The sequence below is a fragment of the Streptomyces sp. 796.1 genome, assembly GCF_047525675.1.
GTDB lineage: Bacteria > Actinomycetota > Actinomycetes > Streptomycetales > Streptomycetaceae > Streptomyces.
On the sequence record NZ_JBLIWA010000055.1, the window covers coordinates 1 to 19,712 of the forward strand.

Below are 19,712 nucleotides of genomic sequence, written 5' to 3' on the forward strand. Positions count from 1 at the left end.
CGCCGGCACCGCACGCCCCGCGGCCGGCGGCCGGCCCGCCGCGCGGGCACCGCAGCCGAGACCGCCCCGGCGCGGCCCGCTGACCGGTTTGCGGCGGCTGCGGGAGCGGGTCCGCCGGGCCTGGGACCGGCCGCTGACCGCGTACTACCTGATCCTCGGCGGCAGCGTCCTGATCACCGTGCTCGGCCTGGTGATGGTCTACTCCGCCTCGCAGATCAAGGCGCTCCAGTCGGGGCTCGCCCCGTCCTTCTTCTTCCGCAAGCAACTGCTGGCCGCCGTCATCGGCGGGGTGCTGATGGCGATCGCCGTCCGGCTGCCGATCCGGCTGCACCGCGCGCTCGCCTACCCGCTGCTGGCCGTCTCGGTCTTCCTGATGTGCCTGGTCCAGGTGCCGGGGATAGGGGTCGCGGTCAACGGCAACCAGAACTGGATCTCCATCGGCGGCCCGTTCCAACTCCAGCCCAGCGAGTTCGGCAAGCTGGCGCTCGTACTGTGGGGGGCCGACCTGCTGGCCCGCAAGGACGAGAAGAACCTGCTCGGCCAGTGGAAGCACCTGCTGGTGCCGCTGGTGCCGGCCGCCTTCGTCCTGCTCGGGCTGATCATGCTGGGCGGCGACATGGGCACCGCGATCATCCTGACCGCGGTCCTGTTCGGGTTGCTGTGGCTGGCCGGCGCCCCGACCCGACTCTTCGTCGGCGTGCTCGGCGGCGCTGCCCTCATCGGCCTGGTCCTCATCAAGACCAGCGCCAACCGGATGTCACGGCTGGCCTGCATCGGCGCCACCGACCCGGGCTCCAACGACCAGTGCTGGCAGGCCGTGCACGGCATCTACGCGCTGGCCAACGGTGGTTGGTTCGGTTCTGGACTCGGCGCCAGTATGGAAAAATGGGGTGAACTCCCTGAGCCGCACACGGACTTCATCTTCGCCATCACGGGCGAGGAACTCGGCCTTGCGGGGACACTGTCAGTGCTCGCCCTCTTCGCGGCTCTAGGCTATGCGGGTATCCGCGTGGCCGGACGCACGGAGGACCCCTTCGTGAGGTATGCCGCGGGAGGTGTGACCACCTGGATCACGGCGCAGGCCGTGATCAACATCGGTGCGGTGCTCGGCCTGCTGCCGATCGCCGGTGTCCCCCTGCCGCTGTTCTCCTACGGAGGTTCAGCGCTGCTGCCGACCATGTTCGCCATCGGCCTGCTGATCGCCTTCGCGCGTGCGGAACCCGGTGCCCGAGCTGCGTTGGCCATGCGGCAGCCTGGGGTGAGATGGAAGACGATGAGACGGCGCGTCAAGAAACGTCCGTCCGGAGAGCGGTGAATTTCGGTGCATGTCGTACTCGCCGGTGGGGGGACCGCCGGCCACATCGAGCCCGCGCTCGCCCTCGCGGACGCCCTGCGGAGGCAGGACCCAACCGTGGGCATCACAGCGCTGGGCACGGAGCGGGGCCTGGAGACCCGACTCGTGCCCGAGCGGGGCTATGAGCTCGGACTCATCCCCGCCGTACCGCTGCCCCGCAAGCCCACGCCCGAGCTGATCACCGTGCCCGGGCGGCTGCGCGGCACCATCAAGGCCGCCGAGCAGATCCTGGAGCGCACCAAGGCCGACTGCGTGGTGGGCTTCGGCGGGTACGTGGCCCTGCCCGGCTACCTCGCCGCCAAGCGCCTCGGCGTGCCCATCGTCGTCCACGAGGCCAACGCCCGCCCGGGCCTGGCCAACAAGATCGGCTCCCGCTACGCCAAGTTCGTGGCGGTCAGCACGCCGGACAGCAAGCTGCGCAACGCGCACTACGTGGGCATCCCGCTCCGCCGCACCATCGCGACGCTGGACCGGGCCCGGGTCAGGCCCGAGGCCCGCGCCGCGTTCGGCCTCGACCCCAACCTGCCGACGCTGCTGGTCTCCGGCGGCTCGCAGGGCGCCCGGCGGCTCAACGAGGTGGTTCAGTCGGTCGCGCCGTTCCTCCAGCGCGCCGGCATCCAGATCCTGCACGCGGTCGGCCCCAAGAACGAACTGCCGCGCGTGGACAACATGCCCGGAATGCCGCCCTACATCCCGGTACCGTACGTGGACCGGATGGACCTGGCGTACGCCGCGGCCGACATGATGCTCTGCCGCGCGGGCGCCATGACCGTGGCCGAACTGTCCGCCGTCGGGCTGCCGGCCGCCTTCGTCCCGCTGCCGATCGGCAACGGCGAACAGCGGCTGAACGCCCAACCGCTGGTCAAGGCGGGCGGCGGGCTGCTCGTCGACGACGCGGAGCTGACGCCGGAGTGGGTGCAGAACAACGTGCTGCCCGTGCTCGGCGATCCGCACCGGCTGTTCGAGATGTCGCGCGCCGCCGCCGAGTTCGGCCGCCGGGATGCCGACGAACTCCTCGTCGGGATGGTGTACGAGGCGATCGCCGCCCGCCGGGCCGGGTAGCGGCGACAACCGCAGGAGGCTTGAGAGCGTGGCCGGACCGACGACCGCCCAGCGCAGCAGCGCGCAACGTCACCACCGTTCGTCGTCCGGCCCGCCGCCTCCGCCGACCCGCGGCCGGTTCCGGCTGCCCCGCCGCCGCACCCTGGTGCTCCTCGCCCTGGTCGCGGTGCTCCTCGCCGGCGGCGGGACCTGGCTGCTCTACGGCTCGGCCTGGCTGCGGGTGGAGAAGGTGCGCATCCGCGGCGTGGAGGTGTTGCGCCCGAGCGAGGTGCGCGAGGCGGCGGCGGTGCCGATGGACTCGCCCCTGATCTCGGTGGACACCGAGGCGATGGAGAAGCGGCTCCGCGCCGAACTGCCCCGGATCGCCTCCGTACACGTCGAGCGTTCCTGGCCGAACACAATCAGCCTCAATGTGACCGAGCGTCAGCCGGAACTCGTACTCGAAAAAGCCGGAAAGTTCATCGAAATGGACGCCGAGGGAGTGCGATTCGCCACCGTCGCGAAGGCTCCCCGGGGCATTCCCCGACTGGAAATGGAAGCAGAACGCTCGCCCAGTCTGCGGAGGTTCGGTGAAGAAGAGCTGCGCCGCGCCGCGGTCAAGGTCGCGGCGGTGCTTCCGGCCAACCTCCGCGCGGACACCAAGGTCCTCCGCGTACGCTCCTACGACGCCATCACCCTGGAACTTTCCGGCGGCCGAACGGTGCGCTGGGGGAGCCCCGAACGGGGTGCGGCAAAGGTCGCCGCGCTGACCGCCCTGATGAAAGCGGAGCGCTCGGCGGAGCACTTTGACGTCAGCGCGCCGGGTTCGCCCGCAGCCGCCGCGGGTTGACCGGGATTTGACGCCGAGTTGACGCGCATCGCGGCAGGCCAGCCCCCTGGCTGGCTAGCCCCCCGGGTGATCACATAGGGTGAAAAGAAAAACGGGAGGTTCGGCGTGTTCGTTGAACGCGCACCACTTGTCGACTTAGTGTCCTGTCCCGAAGACTTCAAGGAACAGTGACACTGATAACCCTAAACTTCAGGGTTAGGGTTTGGGTCGGCAATGAGGACCGCCCCATCGGCATCCGTCGACGCACCGCTACAACGGCGGGCGGCGACACGTAAATCGAGGCGAGAGGCCTTCGACGTGGCAGCACCGCAGAACTACCTCGCAGTCATCAAGGTCGTCGGCATCGGCGGCGGTGGCGTGAATGCCATCAACCGGATGATCGAGGTCGGGCTCAAGGGCGTCGAGTTCATCGCGATCAACACCGATGCGCAGGCCCTGCTGATGAGCGACGCCGACGTCAAGCTCGACGTCGGCCGTGAACTCACCCGTGGCCTCGGCGCGGGAGCCAACCCCGACGTCGGCCGCAAGGCGGCCGAGGACCACCGCGAGGAGATCGAGGAGGTCCTCAAGGGGGCCGACATGGTCTTCGTCACCGCGGGCGAGGGCGGCGGCACCGGCACCGGTGGCGCCCCGGTCGTCGCCAACATCGCCCGATCGCTGGGCGCCCTGACCATCGGCGTGGTCACCCGCCCGTTCACCTTCGAGGGACGTCGCCGCGCGAACCAGGCGGAGGACGGCATCGCGGGGCTCAGGGACGAGGTCGACACCCTGATCGTCATCCCCAACGACCGGCTGCTGTCCATCTCGGACCGCCAGGTCAGCGTGCTTGACGCGTTCAAGTCCGCCGACCAGGTGCTGCTGTCCGGCGTGCAGGGCATCACCGACCTGATCACCACCCCCGGCCTGATCAACCTCGACTTCGCGGACGTCAAGTCCGTGATGTCCGAGGCGGGCTCGGCCCTGATGGGCATCGGCTCCGCCCGTGGCGACGACCGCGCGGTCGCCGCCGCCGAGATGGCGATCTCCTCGCCGCTGCTCGAAGCGTCCATCGACGGTGCCCGCGGCGTGCTGCTCTCCATCTCCGGCGGTTCGGACCTCGGTCTCTTCGAGATCAACGAGGCCGCCCAACTGGTGAGCGAGGCCGCGCACCCGGAGGCCAACATCATCTTCGGCGCGGTCATCGACGACGCGCTCGGCGACGAGGTGCGGGTCACCGTCATCGCCGCCGGGTTCGACGGCGGCCAGCCCCCGGCCAAGGGCAACCGCGAGAAGGCGCTGGGTTCGTACGGCGGTCGGGACGAGAGCCCGGCCGCGAGCGCCGGCCGGTCGGCCGGCTCCGCCGAGCCCCGGTCCAGCTACGGCGGACTGAGCAGCGTCACCCCGCGCGAGCCCGTGGCGCAGCCCGGCGAGTCGGTCGAACCCGAGCCGACGCCGCTGGCCGAGGCGCCCTCCAGCTACTCCAGCACCCCGGCCCCGCCGGTGAGCTCGCCCCAGGTGCCGCCGGCCCGTCCCTACCAGGACAGTGCGGCCGAAGAGCTCGACGTGCCGGACTTCCTGAAGTAGCCGGCGCCATGGGCACGACTGAAGCGAACAGCACACAGTGATAGGACAGCGCAACGAGACGAGCGGCGCGCACTTCGCCTTCACCGATCGGTGGGGCGGGGTGAGCGCCGCTCCGTATGACCGGCTCAACCTCGGCGGCGCGGTCGGCGACGACCCCGCGGCGGTCCTGGCCAACCGGGCCCGCGCGGCCGACTCCCTCGGACTCGAAGCCGACCGGGTGGTGTGGATGCGCCAGGTGCACGGCCGGGACGTGGCCGTGGTGGCGGGGCCCTGGGGCGAGGGGGAGATTCCCGAGGTGGACGGCGTGGTGACGGCCCGTCGCGGGCTGGCGCTCGCGGTGCTCACCGCCGACTGCACACCGGTCCTGCTCGCCGACCCGGTCGCCGGGGTGACCGGGGCCGCGCACGCGGGCCGGCCCGGGCTGGTGGCCGGCGTCGTACCGGCGACCGTCGAGGCCATGATCGGCCTCGGCGCCGACCCGGCCCGGATGATCGCCCGCACCGGCCCCTCGGTCTGCGGTCGCTGCTACGAGGTGCCCGCCGAGATGCGGGCCGCGGTGGCGGAGGTGGTGCCGGACGCGTGGGCCACCACGAGTTGGGACACCCCGGCGGTCGACGTGGCCGCCGGCGTACGCGCCCAGCTCGCCGCGTGCGGCGTCGGCGCGGTGGAGCTCTCCGAGGTGTGCACGATGGAATCGAGCGACCACTTCTCTTACCGGCGCGAACGGGAGACCGGGCGGCTGGCGAGCTACGTCTGGCTCGCGGCGACGTCCGACGAGGGCGGGGAGGCCGTGCGATGACCGATCGCAGAAGCGAACTCGCGGACAACTTGGCCCGCGTGCAGGAGCGGATCGACGCCGCGTGCGCGGCCTCCGGCCGGCAGCGCTCGGAGGTGACGCTCATCGTGGTCACCAAGACCTACCCGGCCGAGGACGTACGGCTGCTGTCCGAACTCGGTGTCGGCGAGGTCGCCGAGAACCGGGACCAGGACGCGGCCCCCAAGGCCGCAGCCTGCGCGGATCTGCCGCTGAAATGGCACTTCGTGGGGCAATTGCAGACGAACAAGGTTCGCTCGGTGGCCAGTTACGCTGATCTCGTACAGTCGGTTGACCGGAAACGGTTGGTCGACGCGCTGTCGGCCGCGGCGGTACGGGCCGAACGTGAGCTCGGTTGTCTGCTCCAGGTGGCACTTGACGCGGAGTCGGGGGACGCGGGGGGCAGGGGTGGTGTCGCGCCCGACGGGGTGGCGGCGTTGGCCGATGCGGTGGCGGAAGCCGAAGGGCTGCACCTGCGGGGGCTGATGACGGTCGCTCCGCTCGCCGGCCCGTACGCGGGCAGGCCGCGGGCGGCCTTCGAGCGGCTGCGGGAAATCTCATCCAGCCTGCGCGTGGCCCATCCGGCTGCGAACATGGTCTCGGCAGGCATGAGCGCGGACCTCGAAGACGCGGTAGCGGCTGGTGCGACACATCTTCGCGTCGGCACTGCGGTACTCGGAGTCCGACCTCGGCTCGGGTAACGTCGCCAAGCAAGTCGGACCACAGTAGAAAATATGGTCATTCCCGCCAAAAGGCGGGCAGGCCGCGTGGATTCAAGGCATCTGGTGGCGGAAGCGATCCACCACAGAGCGGAGGACGCAGAGAATGGCCGGCGCTATGCGCAAGATGGCGGTCTACCTCGGCCTCGTGGAGGACGATGGGTACGACGGCCGGGGGTTCGACCCCGACGACGACTTCGAGCCCGAACCCGAACCGGACCGAGCGCGGCGGCAACACCAGCCGGAGACCGAGTCGCGGCCAGAACCGGATGAACCGGTGCGAGTTGCTCATCCGCCCGCACAGCGTGAACCTGCTCCGCTCGTAGCGGAAACCGGACGACCCGCGCGAATCGCCCCCGTGGCGTCTATCACACCCGAACGTCAGAGTCTGGAGAAGAACGCACCGGTGATCATGCCCAAGGTCGTGTCGGAGCGAGAGCCCTACCGCATCACCACACTGCACCCTCGTACCTACAACGAGGCCCGTACCATCGGGGAACACTTCCGCGAGGGCACACCCGTGATCATGAATTTGACTGAGATGGATGACACTGACGCGAAGCGACTCGTCGACTTCGCGGCCGGTCTAGTCTTCGGTCTGCACGGAAGTATTGAGCGGGTGACTCAGAAGGTGTTCCTGTTGTCGCCTGCTAACGTCGATGTCACGGCGGAGGACAAGGCCCGTATCGCAGAGGGCGGGTTCTTCAACCAGAGCTGAGACGCAATACCTGGCAATCACGGCTGCAAGGCCACGTACGAGCAAGGGGAGAGGGACGCGCGGGGATGGGCATCGCACTGGACGTGATCCACGTCGCGCTGTTGGTTTTCCTGGTCGTGTTGATCTTCCGGCTGGTGATGGACTACGTGTTCCAGTTCGCCCGCTCATGGCAACCCGGCAAGGTGATGGTGGTGGTCTTGGAGGCCACTTACACTGTCACCGATCCGCCACTCAAGCTTCTGCGGCGGTTCATCCCGCCGCTGCGTCTCGGGGGCGTGGCGCTCGATCTGTCCTTCTTCGTACTGATGATCATCGTTTACATCCTGATCACCATCGTGAGCCAGCTGTGAACGGTACGGTCTTGCCGATTGCCGACGACAACGTTGAGGTGAAGAAGAGATGCCGTTGACCCCCGAGGACGTGCGGAACAAGCAGTTCACGACCGTCCGCCTCCGAGAAGGCTATGACGAGGACGAGGTCGATGCCTTCCTCGACGAGGTCGAAGCGGAACTGACGCGACTGCTCCGCGAGAACGAGGACCTGCGGGCCAAGCTGGCCGCGGCGACGCGTGCCGCTGCGCAGAACCAGCAGCAAGGCATGCGCAAGCCGGAGCCGCAGGACAGGCCCGGCGCTCCCGTGCCCGCTGCCATATCAGGACCGCAGCCGGTGCCGCCTCAGCAGCAACAGCAACAGATGGGCGGACCGCCCCAGTTGCCCGGTGGCGCACCGCAGCTTCCGGCAGGTCCCGGCGGCCACGGCCCGCAGGGTCCGCACGGCCCCGGCCCGATGGGCCAGGGTGGCCCGGGCCCGATGGGCCAGCACGGTCCGATGGGTGGCCCCATGGGCGGCCCCGGTCCGCAGCTCCCCCAGCCCGGTCAGGGCCCCGGTGGGGACAGCGCAGCCCGTGTTCTTTCGCTGGCACAGCAGACCGCTGACCAGGCGATCGCGGAGGCCCGTTCCGAGGCCAACAAGATCGTCGGCGAGGCGCGCAGCCGTGCCGAGGGCCTGGAGCGGGACGCCCGCGCCAAGGCCGACGCGCTGGAGCGGGACGCGCAGGAGAAGCACCGCGTGGCGATGGGCTCCCTGGAGTCCGCCCGCGCCACGCTGGAGCGCAAGGTCGAGGACCTGCGCGGCTTCGAGCGCGAGTACCGCACGCGCCTGAAGTCGTACCTGGAGAGCCAGCTCCGGCAGTTGGAGAACCAGGCCGACGACTCGCTGGCCCCGCCGCGGACGCCGGCGACCGCCTCGCTGCCGCCGTCCCCCTCGATGAGCGGTTCGATGGCCCCGGCCGGTGCCGGTGCCATGGGTGGTGGCGGTGGCCACACCATGGGTGGCAACCCGAGCATGGGCGGCAACCAGACCATGGGTGGCAGCGGCGGCCCCTCGTACGGTGGGCAGCAGCAGATGTCCCCGGCGATGACGCAGCCGATGGCGCCGGTGCGACCGCAGGGTCCGCAGCCGATGCAGCAGGCACCCTCGCCGATGCGCGGGTTCCTCATCGACGAGGACGACAACTGAGCAGCAGACCAGCGCTTGTGAGGCGCTAGTCGTCGGCAGAGTTACGGGCCGGGCCCCTGGGATCTTCCCGGGGGCCCGGCCCGTTTCTGCGTTCCCGGTCGGGGCGGGGCTCCGGCGCGCGAGTGGTGGGCGGGGGAGAGTCCGGCGCGCGCCGGTGGGGTCCGTTGCCGCCAGACGCCTCGGCGGCGCCGCGCGTGTCCGGGCGGCGGGCGGCGGGTGAGGAGCGGTGGCGTACGGGACGAGGTCGGTGCGCCCCGCCGTACGACGACGCCCCCGGTCCGCGCGGGATGCGCGAACCGGGGGCGGAATCCTGCTCGGTTACGCCTTGCGGAGGTGGAAGGTGAGGCCGAGGGGTTCGTCGGTGAAGGGCTGGCCGTAGCTGTCGTCCGCGGGGCCTTCGGCGAAGTCGGTGGCCAGCACCTCGTCCGCGATCAGCGTCGCGTGTTCGGTGACTGCCGCCGCGGTCTCTGCCTCAGTGGCCGACCAGCGGACGCTGATGCGGTCGGCGACGTCCAGGCCGGAGTTCTTGCGGGCTTCCTGGATGAGGCGGATGGCGTCGCGGGCGAGGCCGGCCTTGCGGAGTTCGGGGGTGATTTCGAGGTCGAGTGCGACGGTTGCGCCGGCGTCCGATGCGACGGACCAACCCTCGCGTGGGGTCTCGGTGATGATGACCTCGTCGGGGGTGAGCTCCACGCGTTCGCCGTCCACGGTGACCGCGGCCGTGCCGTCGCGCAGGGCTTGGGAGAGTGCGGCGGCGTCGGTTTCGGCGACGGCCTTGGCGACTGCTTGGACGCCCTTGCCGAATCGCTTGCCCAGGGCGCGGAAGTTGGCCTTGGCGGTGGTGTCGACCAGGGTGCCGCCCATCTCGGAGAGTGCGGCGAGCGAGGTGACGTTGAGTTCCTCGGTGATCTGCGCGTGCAGTTCGGCGGGGAGGGTGTCGAAGCCTTGGGCCGCGATGAGGGCGCGGGAGAGGGGCTGGCGGGTCTTGACGCCGGATTCGGCGCGGGACGCGCGGCCGAGTTCGACCAGGCGGCGCACGAGCAGCATCTGTTCGGAGAGCTTGGGGTCGATGAGCTCGGGGTCGGCCTCGGGCCAGGTGGTGAGGTGGACCGAGTCGGGGGCCGTGGGGTCGACCGGGACGATGAGGTCCTGCCAGACGCGTTCGGTGATGAACGGGGTGAGCGGGGCCATGAGTTGGGTGACGGTCTGGATCGCCTCGTGCAGGGTGCGCAGGGCCGCCGGGTCGCCTTGCCAGAAGCGGCGGCGGGAGCGGCGTACGTACCAGTTGGAGAGGCCGTCGACGAAGGTGGAGAGGAGTTTGCCGGCGCGCTGGGTGTCGTAGTTCTCCAGTGCGGCGGTGACCTGGTCGGTGAGGGTGTGGAGTTCGGACAGGACCCAGCGGTCGATCAGGGGGCGTTGGGCGGGGGTGGGGTCGGCGGGGCTGGGGGTCCAGTGGGTGGTGCGGGCGTAGAGGGCCTGGAAGGCGACGGTGTTCCAGTAGGTGAGGAGGGTTTTGCGGACGACTTCCTGGATGGTGGTGTGGCCGACGCGGCGGGCGGCCCAGGGGGAGCCGCCGGCGGCCATGAACCAGCGGACGGCGTCGGCGCCGTGTTGGTCCATGAGGGGGATGGGTTGGAGGATGTTGCCGAGGTGCTTGGACATCTTGCGTCCGTCCTCGGCGAGGATGTGGCCGAGGCAGACGACGTTTTCGTACGAGGACTTGTCGAAGACGAGGGTGCCGACGGCCATGAGGGTGTAGAACCAGCCGCGGGTCTGGTCGATGGCCTCGGAGATGAACTGGGCGGGGTAGCGCGCTTCGAAGAGGTCTTTGTTCTGGTGGGGGTAGCCCCATTGGGCGAAGGGCATGGAGCCCGAGTCGTACCAGGCGTCGATGACCTCGGGGACGCGGGTGGCGGTGTGGGCGCAGCCTTCCTGCGGACAGGGGAAGGTGACCGCGTCGATGTAGGGGCGGTGGGGGTCGAGTTCTGATTGGTCGGTGCCGGTGAGGTGGGTGAGTTCGGCGCGGGAGCCGATGCAGGTGAGGTGGCCGTCCTCGCAGCGCCAGATGGGGAGTGGGGTGCCCCAGTAGCGGTTGCGGGACAGGGCCCAGTCGATGTTGTTGGTGAGCCAGTCACCGAACCTGCCGTGCTTGACGGTCTCGGGGAACCAGTTCGTCCGCTCGTTCTCCGCCAGCAACCGGTCCTTGACCGCGGTCGTCCGCACGTACCAAGAGGGCTGCGCGTAGTAGAGCAGTGCCGTGTGGCAGCGCCAGCAGTGCGGATAGCTGTGCTCGTACGGCACGTGCTTGAAGAGCAGGCCGCGCTCCTGGAGGTCGGCCACCAGGACCTCGTCGGCCTTCTTGAAGAACTGCCCGCCGACCAGCGGGAGGTCGGGTTCGAAGGTGCCGTCCGGGCGGACCGGGTTGACCACCGGCAGGTCGTACCGCCGGCAGGTCTGGAAGTCGTCCTCACCGAACGCGGGGGAGGTGTGGACCAGACCGGTGCCGTCCTCGATGGTCACGTAGTCGGCGCAGACGACGAAGTTGGCGCCTTCGAGCGGGACCGAGTCGAAGGGGCGCTGGTACGCCCAGCGCTCCATGTCCTTGCCGGTGAAGGAGGCGCCGGTGGCCTCCCAGCCCTCGCCGAGCGCCTTGGTCACCAGGGCCTCGGCCACCACGAGCCGCTCGGTGCCGTCGGTCGCCACCACGTACGTCACGTCCGGGTGGACCGCCGCCGCGGTGTTGGCCAGCAGCGTCCACGGGGTGGTCGTCCACACCAGCAGCGAGGCGTCACCGGCGAGCGGGCCCGAGGTCAGCGGCAGCTTGACGAAGACCGAGGGGTCGACGATGGTCTCGTAGCCCTGGGCGAGTTCGTGGTCGGAGAGGCCGGTGCCGCAGCGCGGGCACCAGGGCGCGACGCGGTGGTCCTGGACGAGCAGGCCCTTGTCGAAGATCTGCTTCAGCGACCACCAGACGGAGTCGATGTACTCCGGGTCCATGGTGCGGTACGCGCCGTCGAGGTCGGTCCAGTAGCCCATGCGGGTGGTGAGCTCGGCGAACGCGTCGGTGTGCCGGGTCACCGATTCGCGGCACTTGGCGTTGAATTCGGCGATCCCGTACGCCTCGATGTCCTGCTTGCCGTTGAACCCGAGTTCCTTCTCGACGGCGAGTTCGACGGGCAGGCCGTGGCAGTCCCAGCCGGCCTTGCGGGCGACGTGGTAGCCGCGCATGGTGCGGAAGCGCGGGAAGACGTCCTTGAAGACGCGGGCCTCGATGTGGTGCGCGCCCGGCATGCCGTTGGCGGTGGGCGGGCCCTCGTAGAACACCCACTCCGGGCGGCCCTCGGACTGTTCGAGGGAGCGGGCGAAGACCTTGTTCTCGCGCCAGAAGTCGAGCACCGCGTGTTCGAGCGCGGGCAGATCGACCTGGGCGGGCACCTGGCGGTACTGGCGGGGCTGAGCCGGCTCGACCGGCTGCTGCTGCGACTCTGACATGGGGCGGTGTCTCTACTCTCCGGCGGAATGGCTGGTGCATGGTCCGTCGGAGGGACGAGAGCGCTGCGGCTCCCGCGGTACCACCCTCCTTGGCCGCGGGCACTCCCACGGCCCCCTCATTGGGGTCGCGCTTCCGGTTCTACTCACCCCCCGTGGTGCGGGGCTTTCTTCCGGCGGCTCCGGGGTGATCTTCGCGTCGCGCTGGCCCCCGGGCTCACACCGTCCCCGAGTCGCTCGCGGCTGCCGACGACGCTACTCGTCCCCTTCTACGCCTCTCGCTGAACCCAGTGTACGACTCGTCCGGCCGCCGGCCGACCGTAATTTCGCCGCCGCGACCTGGCACGGCGCCGCTCGGGCGGGGTGCGCCCGGTCGCCCGGCAGGGGGCGGAGGGCGGCGGCCACCGTGCGCCCGGGGGTGGCCGCGGGCCGGATTACCCCGCCGGCGGTGGGGCACAACGGATGAGACCGGTCTGCCAGGTGGCGGGCCGCGTACTGCGTCTTCCCGGGCGGAGGTGCCCGGGGTCCCGGAGGTCGGCGTGCCCTGTTGCCGCGTGGTGGGAGTCGTTTTATCGTTCCGGCACGATTCGCGCACAAGATCACAATATGTGAAGGGGTTGCGGCCATGGTGGCGAAGAAGCCCGCCGTGAAGCAGTCCACGGCGACGGCCCGGCGGGCCGCACCCGCGCAGCACGAGGACGCCTCCGCGCAGCGGGAGGACGCCTCCACCACGCCCCATCCCACGGCGCAGGCGGAGCCGACCGCTCCGAAGACGCCGAGCGGCGAGCGGGCCCCGGCGGCGGAACCGGACGCGAGACCCGGCGGGAAGCCCGACGGGAAGACCGGCGACAGGGCCAGCGCAAAGGCCAGCGGGAAGACCGGCGAAAAGACCACCGGGCAGGCCACCAAGAAGGCAGTCAAGAAGACCGCCAAGAAGGCCAGCGAGAAGCCCGGTGGAAAGCCCAACAAGAAGTCCCCTGAGAAGTCCACCGAGAAGTCCGCGCAGGCGGCGGCCAAGAAGAAGACCGTGGCCGCCCCGGCGAAGAAGAGCACGGCCAAGAAGGCTGCACCGGCCACGAAGGCGGTGCCCGCGAAGAAGACGGGAGCCAAGAAGGTGGCAGCGACAGAGACTCCGGGTGGGGCGTCGACGAAGGGCCGTAGCGCAGCGCCGGGGGCCGCGGTGCCCGGCGCCCGCGCGGCCACCGCCACGGAACCGGGCGATCTGGCCGTACGGCCGAACGAGGAGCCCTGGACCCCGGCGGAGGTGGCCGAGGCGCGGGCCACTCTCGAAGAGGACGCCGAACGGCTGCGCGCCGAGATCCGGGCGTCGGAGGAGGCGCTGAGCGGGCTGATGCGCGACTCCGGCGACGGGGCGGGCGACGACCAGGCCGACACCGGCACCAAGAACGTCACCCGGGAACACGAGATGGCGCTGACCAGCAACGCCCGCGAGATGCTGCTCCAGAGCGAGCGCGCGCTCAGCAGGCTTGAGGCCGGCACGTACGGGCTCTGCGAGAACTGCGGCAACCCGATCGGCAAGGCCAGGATGCAGGCGTTCCCGCGGGCCACCCTGTGCGTGGAGTGCAAGCAGCGGCAGGAGCGCCGCTGACCGCGGGGGGTCGGGGGTGTCGTACCCTCGTGCTCTACCAGGCGTGTCGTGGCGCCCGGGGGAGAGCGACACTGAGGGACTGACGTGACAGAGGCGGAGCAGGCCATCGGAACGCCCGAGCCGAAGAAGGCGGAACCCACGGAACCTGCGGAGCCCGCCGGCGCCTCGGCGGAGCCGGGCACCTCCGGCGGCCGGGGCAAGCGGCGCATACTCGTGCTGCTCTCGGTCGCCGCGTTCGCCTACGTGCTCGACCTGGTCACGAAGATCATCGTGGTCTCCGAACTGGAGCACGAGGGCGCGATCGAGGTCATCGGGACCTGGCTCCAGTTCGAGGTGGTGCGCAACCGGGGCGCCGCCTTCAGCTTCGGCGAGGCCATGACGGTGGTGTTCACCTGCATCGCCACCATCGTGATCGTGGTGATCGCGCGGATCGCCCGCAAGCTGTACAGCGCTCCGTGGGCGGTCGCGCTCGGGCTGCTGCTCGGCGGGGCGCTCGGCAACCTCACCGACCGGCTGCTGCGCAGCCCGGGCCACTTCAAGGGCGCGGTGGTCGACTTCATCGCGCCGGCCCACTTCGCGGTCTTCAACCTCGCCGACTCGGCCATCGTCTGCGGCGGCATCCTCATCGTGATCCTCTCCTTCCGCGGCATCGACCCGGACGGCACGGTGCACCGGGACTGATCCGGGCGCGCGGCTCGTCCGCGGGGCGGGCCGCGCGGCGCTCCGGCGGCACCGTCGGAGCGCGCCCGGGGCGCGCTCCGGGGCACCCCGGTGGCGCAAGGGTGGTGGCCGGGCTTCGCGCGCGGGCGCCGGGAGCGCGGTTCGGTCCGGCGTCCGGGCGGGCGTACGGGCAGGGCCGGCGCAGGGCCGCGGCCGGGAACACCGGCACGGGTCCCCGTGCAGGTTGCCGGGGCCAGCGTCCGTGCCGGCGCCGTTGCCGGTGTCGTACGGCGGCGACCCGGGGCGTCATCTGGGCCGGGTCCCTGGCCGCCGCGGGCCGGTCGGGCCGGTGTTCGCGCGGGCGCCGTGGGCCGGCCGGGCCGGGGGCAGGGCCGGACGTGCGTACGGAGGGTGGCCGGCGGTCCGGCATACTCGTCGGGTGAGCACCCTTCCCGAGATCCGCACCCTTCCCGTACCCGACGGCCTGGAGGGCGAGCGCGTCGACGCCGCGCTGGCCCGGATGTTTGGCTTCTCCCGCACCAAGGCGGCCGAGCTGGCCGCCGCGGGGAAGGTGCGGGTGGACGGTTCGGAGGCCGGGAAGTCCGACCGGGTCTCCGGCGGCGCCTGGCTCGAAGTGGAGATGCCGCAGGCCGCGCCGCCGGTGCAGATCGTCGCCGAGCCGGTCGAGGGCATGGAGATCGTGCACGACGACGAGGACGTCGTGGTGATCGTCAAGCCGATCGGCGTCGCCGCGCACCCGAGCCCCGGCTGGACCGGCACCACGGTCATCGGCGGCCTCGCCGCCGCCGGCTACCGCATCGCGACCTCGGGCGCCGCCGAGCGCCAGGGCATCGTGCACCGGCTCGACGTCGGCACCTCGGGGCTGATGGTGGTGGCCAAGTCGGAGCGCGCGTACACGCTGCTCAAGCAGCAGTTCCGGGAGCGCACGGTGGACAAGCGCTACCACGCGCTGGTGCAGGGCCACCCGGACCCGCTGAGCGGCACCATCGACGCCCCGATCGGTCGGCACCCGAACGCCGACTACAAGTGGGCGGTCACCGCCGAGGGCAAGCCCAGCGTCACCCACTACGACCTGGTCGAGGCGTTCCGCGCGGCCAGCCTGCTCGACATCAAGCTGGAGACGGGGCGTACGCACCAGATCCGGGTGCACATGGCCGCGCACCGGCACCCCTGCGTCGGGGACCTGACCTACGGCGCCGATCCGACGCTCGCCAAGCGGCTCGGGCTGACCCGGCAGTGGCTGCACGCGGTGCGGCTCGGGTTCGAGCACCCCTCGGACGGCCGCTGGGTGGAGTTCGAGAGCACCTATCCGCAGGACCTCCAGCAGGCGCTGGACCGGGTCCGGGCGGAGAGCGCCTAGCCTTTCCGGGGCGCTGCGGCGCCCGGCTCCTGGCCTTCCGTTCGGGAGGCCGGGCCCGCGGCCGGTGGGCGGCTCTGTAGGGAATTCCCGCGGGTGCGTCGCGCCTGGCGCAGCGGGCCGCCTGGCCCAGGCGCGGCCCGCCGCGCCCCGTGGCGGGCGGGCCCGGCCACGCCGCGTACCGCCCGTACGGCAGGCGCGAATACGCCCCATGGGTCCACCCGGCCGGGGTATTTGTCGTACTTCGTGGCAGGCTTGAAGCCGTGATCGTCTGACCGACGTCGGGAAGGCACGGCCCGTGGACCAGTTAGCCCTGCTGCTCCTGCTGTTGCTCGGGGCCGTGGTGATGGTCCCCATCGGGGAGCGGCTCGGGCTGCCGGCGCCGGTGCTCATGACGCTGATCGGCGTGGTGCTCGCGCTGCTGCCGTGGGTGCCCAACGTCGAGGTCGACCCCGAACTGATCCTGCCGCTGGTGTTGCCGCCGCTGCTGTACGCGGCGGTGCAGCGCACCTCCTGGCGGCAGTTCGCGGCCAACAAGCGGGCCATCTTCCTGCTCGCCGTGGCGCTGGTCTTCGTCACCACCGCCGCGGTCGCCGCCCTCGCGCACGCCATCGTGCCGGGGCTGCCGGTCGCCGCGGCCGTGGTGCTCGGGGCGCTGGTGGCGCCGCCCGACCCGGTGGCGGCGACGGCGGTCGCCGGGCGGCTCGGGCTGCCCCGCCGGATGGTCTCCATCCTGGAGGGCGAGGGGCTGTTCAACGACGTCACGGCCATCGTGCTCTACCACGTGGCGCTCACCGCCGCCGTGAGCGGCAGCTTCTCGGTGCCGGCCGCCGCCGGCACGCTCGCGCTGTCCGCGCTGGTCGCGGTCGCCGTCGGGCTGCTCCTCGGCTGGGTCACGGCCCGGCTGATGGGCCGGCTGGCCGATCCGACGCTCCAGATCGGACTGACGCTGCTGGTGCCGTTCGCGGCGTACGTGCTGGCCGAGGAGTTCCACGGCTCCGGGGTGCTCGCGGTGCTCACCACGGCGCTCTTCCTCACCGAGCACGCGATGGACGCCGACGACGTGCTGGGACGGCTCGCCGGACGCACCTTCTGGGAGGTGATCGACACCCTGGTCACCGGCGTCGCCTTCGGGCTGATCGGCCTGGAGCTGCACAACGTCTTCGGTACGGCCTCCGGGCGCTTCCCCGAACTGCTGGGCGCGGGCGCCGCCATCGTCGGGGTGGTGGTCGGCGTGCGCCTGGTGTGGTTGCTGCCCGCGGCCTGGCTGGCCAAGCGCCTGCACCGGCGCCGGGACTACGACGAGGACATTCCGATGACCTGGCGCGAGACGGTGATCATGTGGTGGTCGGGGATGCGCGGGGTGGCCTCGGTGGCGCTCGCGCTGGCCATTCCGTTCACGGTGGACGGCGGCGGGGACTTCCCGGCCAGGGACGAGATCCTGTTCATCGCCTTCTCCGTGGTGCTGGCCACGCTGGTCGTCCAGGGCCTCACGCTGCCGTGGCTGGTGCGGCTGCTGCGGGTGAGCGCGGACGCCAAGGCGGAGGAGGCGTTCGAGCGGGAGCTGGCCGAACGGGTGCTCCGAGCGACCCGGCGCAGGCTCAAGGAGATCCAGCAGGTGGAGGAGTTGCCCGACGAGCTGTGGGAGCAGATCGCCCGCCGGGCCTACGACCTCGGGGCCCGCATCTCGCCCGACATCGTGGAGGAGGACCGGCGGGAGGGGCACGATCAGCGCCTGGCACGGCTGCGGCGGCTCCAGCGGATCAACTCCGAGCTGCTGTCCGCCGCCCGGCACGAGGTGCTGGCCGCCCGCAGCGAACCGGGCGCCGACCCGGAGATCGCCGACCGGGTCCTGCACCAGCTCGACATGCGTAGCCTGCGCGGCGCCCCGCCCCCGGACGGGCAGTGAGCGGCTGGGCCGTCGCACGGGCCGTGGCAAGCGGGTCCGACGGGGGAGGCCGGGCACTGCGCGAGACCCCGGGGGAAGCGGGCGCCGGAAACGGCCCTCGCCCACTCGGCGTCCAGGGCCTCGCGGGAGTCGCCCCCGCCTACTCGCCGTCCGGGCCCCGAGACCCCCGCGGCCCCGGGCCGGGCGCCGTCGGAAGTTCCGCGGCGCCCGCGGTGTGCTGCTCGCCCCGGTCCTGCGCCGGAAGCCGGCCCGCCGGCTCGCGGACCGCTGCGGGGGCGGTGAGGATGCGCGGCAGCGCGTACGGGTGCTCCTCGCGCAGCCAGACCAGCAGCCGTTCGCGGATCTCGCAGCGCAGCGTCCAGATGTCGTCGGCATTGCGTGCCGTGGCCAGTGCCCGTACCTCGATCGTGCTCGGCGTGGTGCCGGTGACCAGCAGGTTCCAGGCCCGGCCGTCCCAGGTGGGGCAGTCTTCGAGGACCGTGCGCAGGTGTTCGCGCAGCTCGGCGATGGGCGCCGTGTGGTCGAGCTGGAAGAAGACGGTGCCGGTCATCTGGGCGCCGCCGCGGGACCAGTTCTCGAACGGCTTGCTGGTGAAGTAGGAGACCGGCATCGTGATCCGCCGCTCGTCCCAGGTGCGGACCACCAGATAGGTCAGCGTGATCTCGTCGACCGTGCCCCACTCGCCCTCGACCACCACCGTGTCCCCGATCCGGACCGTGTCGCCGAAGGCGATCTGGAGGCCGGCGAAGAGGTTGCCGAGGGTGGACTGGGCGGCGATGCCGGCGACGATGCCGAGCAGACCGGCCGAGGCCAGCATCGAGGTGCCGAAGGCGCGCATCGCCGGGAACTGGAGCAGCATCACGGCGGCGGCCACCACCCCGATCACCGCGGTCACCACCCGCTGGATCAGGGTGAGCTGGGTGCGCACCCGCCGGGCGCGGGCCGGATCGCGGTGCCCGGTGGCGGCGTACCGCGCGTAACCCGACTCGACCACCGCGGCCGAGATGCGCACCGCGAGCCAGGCCAGCGTGACGATCAGTATCAGCGTGAGGACCAGACCCATCGCGTCCATGTGGTCCTCGTCGCCGAACAGGTGGGTCTCCCGGTACGAGCCGCGTACCAGGCTCGTCCCCAGCACCACCTGGAACGGGAAGCGGCAGCGCCGCAACAGCCCCCACAGCGGCGTCTCCGGGTGCCGCAGGTCCGTCTTGGTCAGCAACCTGTCGACCAACCAGCCGACGATCACGGTGAGTGTGATGGAGCCGCCGATGACGATCAGCGGTCGCAACACGTCCTCCATGGACTACTCAGCTCCTCTTGGATCTTCGGGTAGATCTTCGCGTCCGCTCCGGATCACCGCCCGCCACCGTAACTGGCACGATGGGTCCCGTACGAAACAGCGACAGGGATGTGACTGCACGTGGCCAGGCCATCGACGATTGTGCTCTTCCACTCCGCCTACGGTCTGCGCCCGGCCGTGCACGCGGCGGCCGAGCGGCTGCGCGCCGCCGGCCACGAGGTGCACGTGCCCGATCTCTACGAGGGGCGAACCGTCGAATCCGTCGAGGAGGGCCGGGCGCTCAAGGACGAGATCGGCACCGACGAACTGCTGGTGCGCGCGGTGCGGGCGGTGGCGCCGCTCTCCGAGCGCGGCCTGGTCTACGCGGGCTTCTCGCTCGGCGGGGCCATCGCGCAGAACCTCGCGCTCGGTGACACCGAGGCCCGCGGCCTCCTGCTGCTGCACGGCACCTCCGACATCGCGGAGGACGCGGCGACCGACGGGCTGCCGGTGCAGTTGCACGTGGCCGACCCCGACCCGTTCGAGCCGCACGACTGGCTGAACGCCTGGTACCTGCGGATGGGCCGGGCCGGCGCCGACGTGGAGGTCTACCGCTACCCGGGCGCCGGCCACCTCTACACCGACCCCGAACTGCCCGACTACGACGAGCAGGCGGCGGAGCGCACCTGGCAGGTGGCGCTGGGCTTCCTGGCGGAGCTGTAGCCGAACCGCATCTCGTACCGCATCCCGGACTGGCGTCGCGGCGCGCCCGTACGCGACGAACCCCCGCGTCCGCCAGGTGCTGCTTGGC

At 71.2% G+C, this 19,712-nt stretch carries 16 protein-coding genes; 14 read left to right on the plus strand and 2 right to left on the minus strand.

All coding sequences use genetic code 11. From position 1 onward, the window contains the following. The 9 genes from ftsW to ACMA1D_RS28865 all read left to right on the plus strand — a co-directional run. The coding region (gene ftsW / locus ACMA1D_RS28825) for a putative lipid II flippase FtsW (protein ID WP_414726928.1) at positions 1-1,315 on the plus strand (1,315 nt) is incomplete at its 5' end. A 6-nt stretch (positions 1,316-1,321) separates the two neighbouring features. Further along, positions 1,322-2,416, plus strand: a complete 1,095-nt coding sequence (murG, locus tag ACMA1D_RS28830; protein ID WP_414726929.1) for an undecaprenyldiphospho-muramoylpentapeptide beta-N-acetylglucosaminyltransferase — start codon at positions 1,322-1,324, stop codon at positions 2,414-2,416. Positions 2,417-2,444: 28 nt separating this feature from the next. After that, positions 2,445-3,245 carry a cell division protein FtsQ/DivIB gene (locus ACMA1D_RS28835; RefSeq protein WP_414726930.1) on the plus strand — a complete coding sequence of 267 codons (801 nt, stop codon included), beginning with the start codon at positions 2,445-2,447 and terminating at the stop codon, positions 3,243-3,245. A 297-nt stretch (positions 3,246-3,542) separates the two neighbouring features. Beyond that, a complete protein-coding gene (ftsZ, locus tag ACMA1D_RS28840; RefSeq protein WP_414726931.1) occupies positions 3,543-4,808 on the plus strand; it encodes a cell division protein FtsZ in 1,266 nt (421 codons plus the stop codon). A gap of 37 nt (positions 4,809-4,845) precedes the next feature. After that, complete coding sequence (gene pgeF, locus ACMA1D_RS28845) at positions 4,846-5,607, plus strand: peptidoglycan editing factor PgeF (RefSeq protein WP_414726932.1); 762 nt, start codon at positions 4,846-4,848, stop codon at positions 5,605-5,607. Then, a complete protein-coding gene (locus tag ACMA1D_RS28850; RefSeq protein WP_414726933.1) occupies positions 5,604-6,323 on the plus strand; it encodes a YggS family pyridoxal phosphate-dependent enzyme in 720 nt (239 codons plus the stop codon). The genes pgeF and ACMA1D_RS28850 overlap by 4 nt, the downstream gene beginning before the upstream one ends. Before the next feature lie 124 nt (positions 6,324-6,447). Further along, positions 6,448-7,059 (plus strand): cell division protein SepF, encoded by a 612-nt coding sequence (locus tag ACMA1D_RS28855; protein ID WP_414726934.1) that lies wholly within the window; start codon positions 6,448-6,450, stop codon positions 7,057-7,059. A 65-nt stretch (positions 7,060-7,124) separates the two neighbouring features. Next, a complete protein-coding gene (locus tag ACMA1D_RS28860) occupies positions 7,125-7,409 on the plus strand; it encodes a YggT family protein (RefSeq protein ID WP_414726935.1) in 285 nt (94 codons plus the stop codon). A gap of 49 nt (positions 7,410-7,458) precedes the next feature. Beyond that, positions 7,459-8,577: a DivIVA domain-containing protein gene (locus tag ACMA1D_RS28865; RefSeq protein WP_414726936.1), complete on the plus strand. Its 1,119-nt coding sequence runs from the start codon at positions 7,459-7,461 to the stop codon at positions 8,575-8,577. Between the two features lie 318 nt (positions 8,578-8,895). On the opposite strand, the gene ileS is transcribed toward ACMA1D_RS28865, so the two are convergent. Next, entirely contained in the window at positions 8,896-12,069 is a 3,174-nt protein-coding gene (ileS, locus tag ACMA1D_RS28870) for an isoleucine--tRNA ligase (RefSeq protein WP_414726937.1), read from the minus strand. Between the two features lie 622 nt (positions 12,070-12,691). Here ileS and ACMA1D_RS28875 point away from each other — a divergent pair. The 4 genes from ACMA1D_RS28875 to ACMA1D_RS28890 all read left to right on the plus strand — a co-directional run bounded on the left by ACMA1D_RS28875 (position 12,692) and on the right by ACMA1D_RS28890 (position 17,622). Continuing rightward, on the plus strand, positions 12,692-13,675 hold the full coding sequence (locus tag ACMA1D_RS28875; RefSeq protein WP_414726938.1) for a TraR/DksA family transcriptional regulator: 984 nt from the start codon (positions 12,692-12,694) through the stop codon (positions 13,673-13,675). A gap of 84 nt (positions 13,676-13,759) precedes the next feature. After that, positions 13,760-14,356: a signal peptidase II gene (gene lspA / locus ACMA1D_RS28880; protein ID WP_414726939.1), complete on the plus strand. Its 597-nt coding sequence runs from the start codon at positions 13,760-13,762 to the stop codon at positions 14,354-14,356. A 418-nt stretch (positions 14,357-14,774) separates the two neighbouring features. Then, positions 14,775-15,716 carry an RluA family pseudouridine synthase gene (locus tag ACMA1D_RS28885; RefSeq protein ID WP_414726940.1) on the plus strand — a complete coding sequence of 314 codons (942 nt, stop codon included), beginning with the start codon at positions 14,775-14,777 and terminating at the stop codon, positions 15,714-15,716. 295 nt (positions 15,717-16,011) lie between these two features. Beyond that, positions 16,012-17,622, plus strand: a complete 1,611-nt coding sequence (locus tag ACMA1D_RS28890) for a Na+/H+ antiporter (RefSeq protein WP_414726941.1) — start codon at positions 16,012-16,014, stop codon at positions 17,620-17,622. A 139-nt stretch (positions 17,623-17,761) separates the two neighbouring features. On the opposite strand, the gene ACMA1D_RS28895 is transcribed toward ACMA1D_RS28890, so the two are convergent. Beyond that, positions 17,762-18,922, minus strand: a complete 1,161-nt coding sequence (locus ACMA1D_RS28895) for a mechanosensitive ion channel family protein (RefSeq protein WP_414726942.1) — start codon at positions 18,920-18,922, stop codon at positions 17,762-17,764. Positions 18,923-19,042: 120 nt separating this feature from the next. Here ACMA1D_RS28895 and ACMA1D_RS28900 point away from each other — a divergent pair, with 120 nt between their 5' ends. Next, positions 19,043-19,624 (plus strand): dienelactone hydrolase family protein, encoded by a 582-nt coding sequence (locus ACMA1D_RS28900; RefSeq protein ID WP_414726943.1) that lies wholly within the window; start codon positions 19,043-19,045, stop codon positions 19,622-19,624. Positions 19,625-19,712 lie beyond the last annotated feature (88 nt).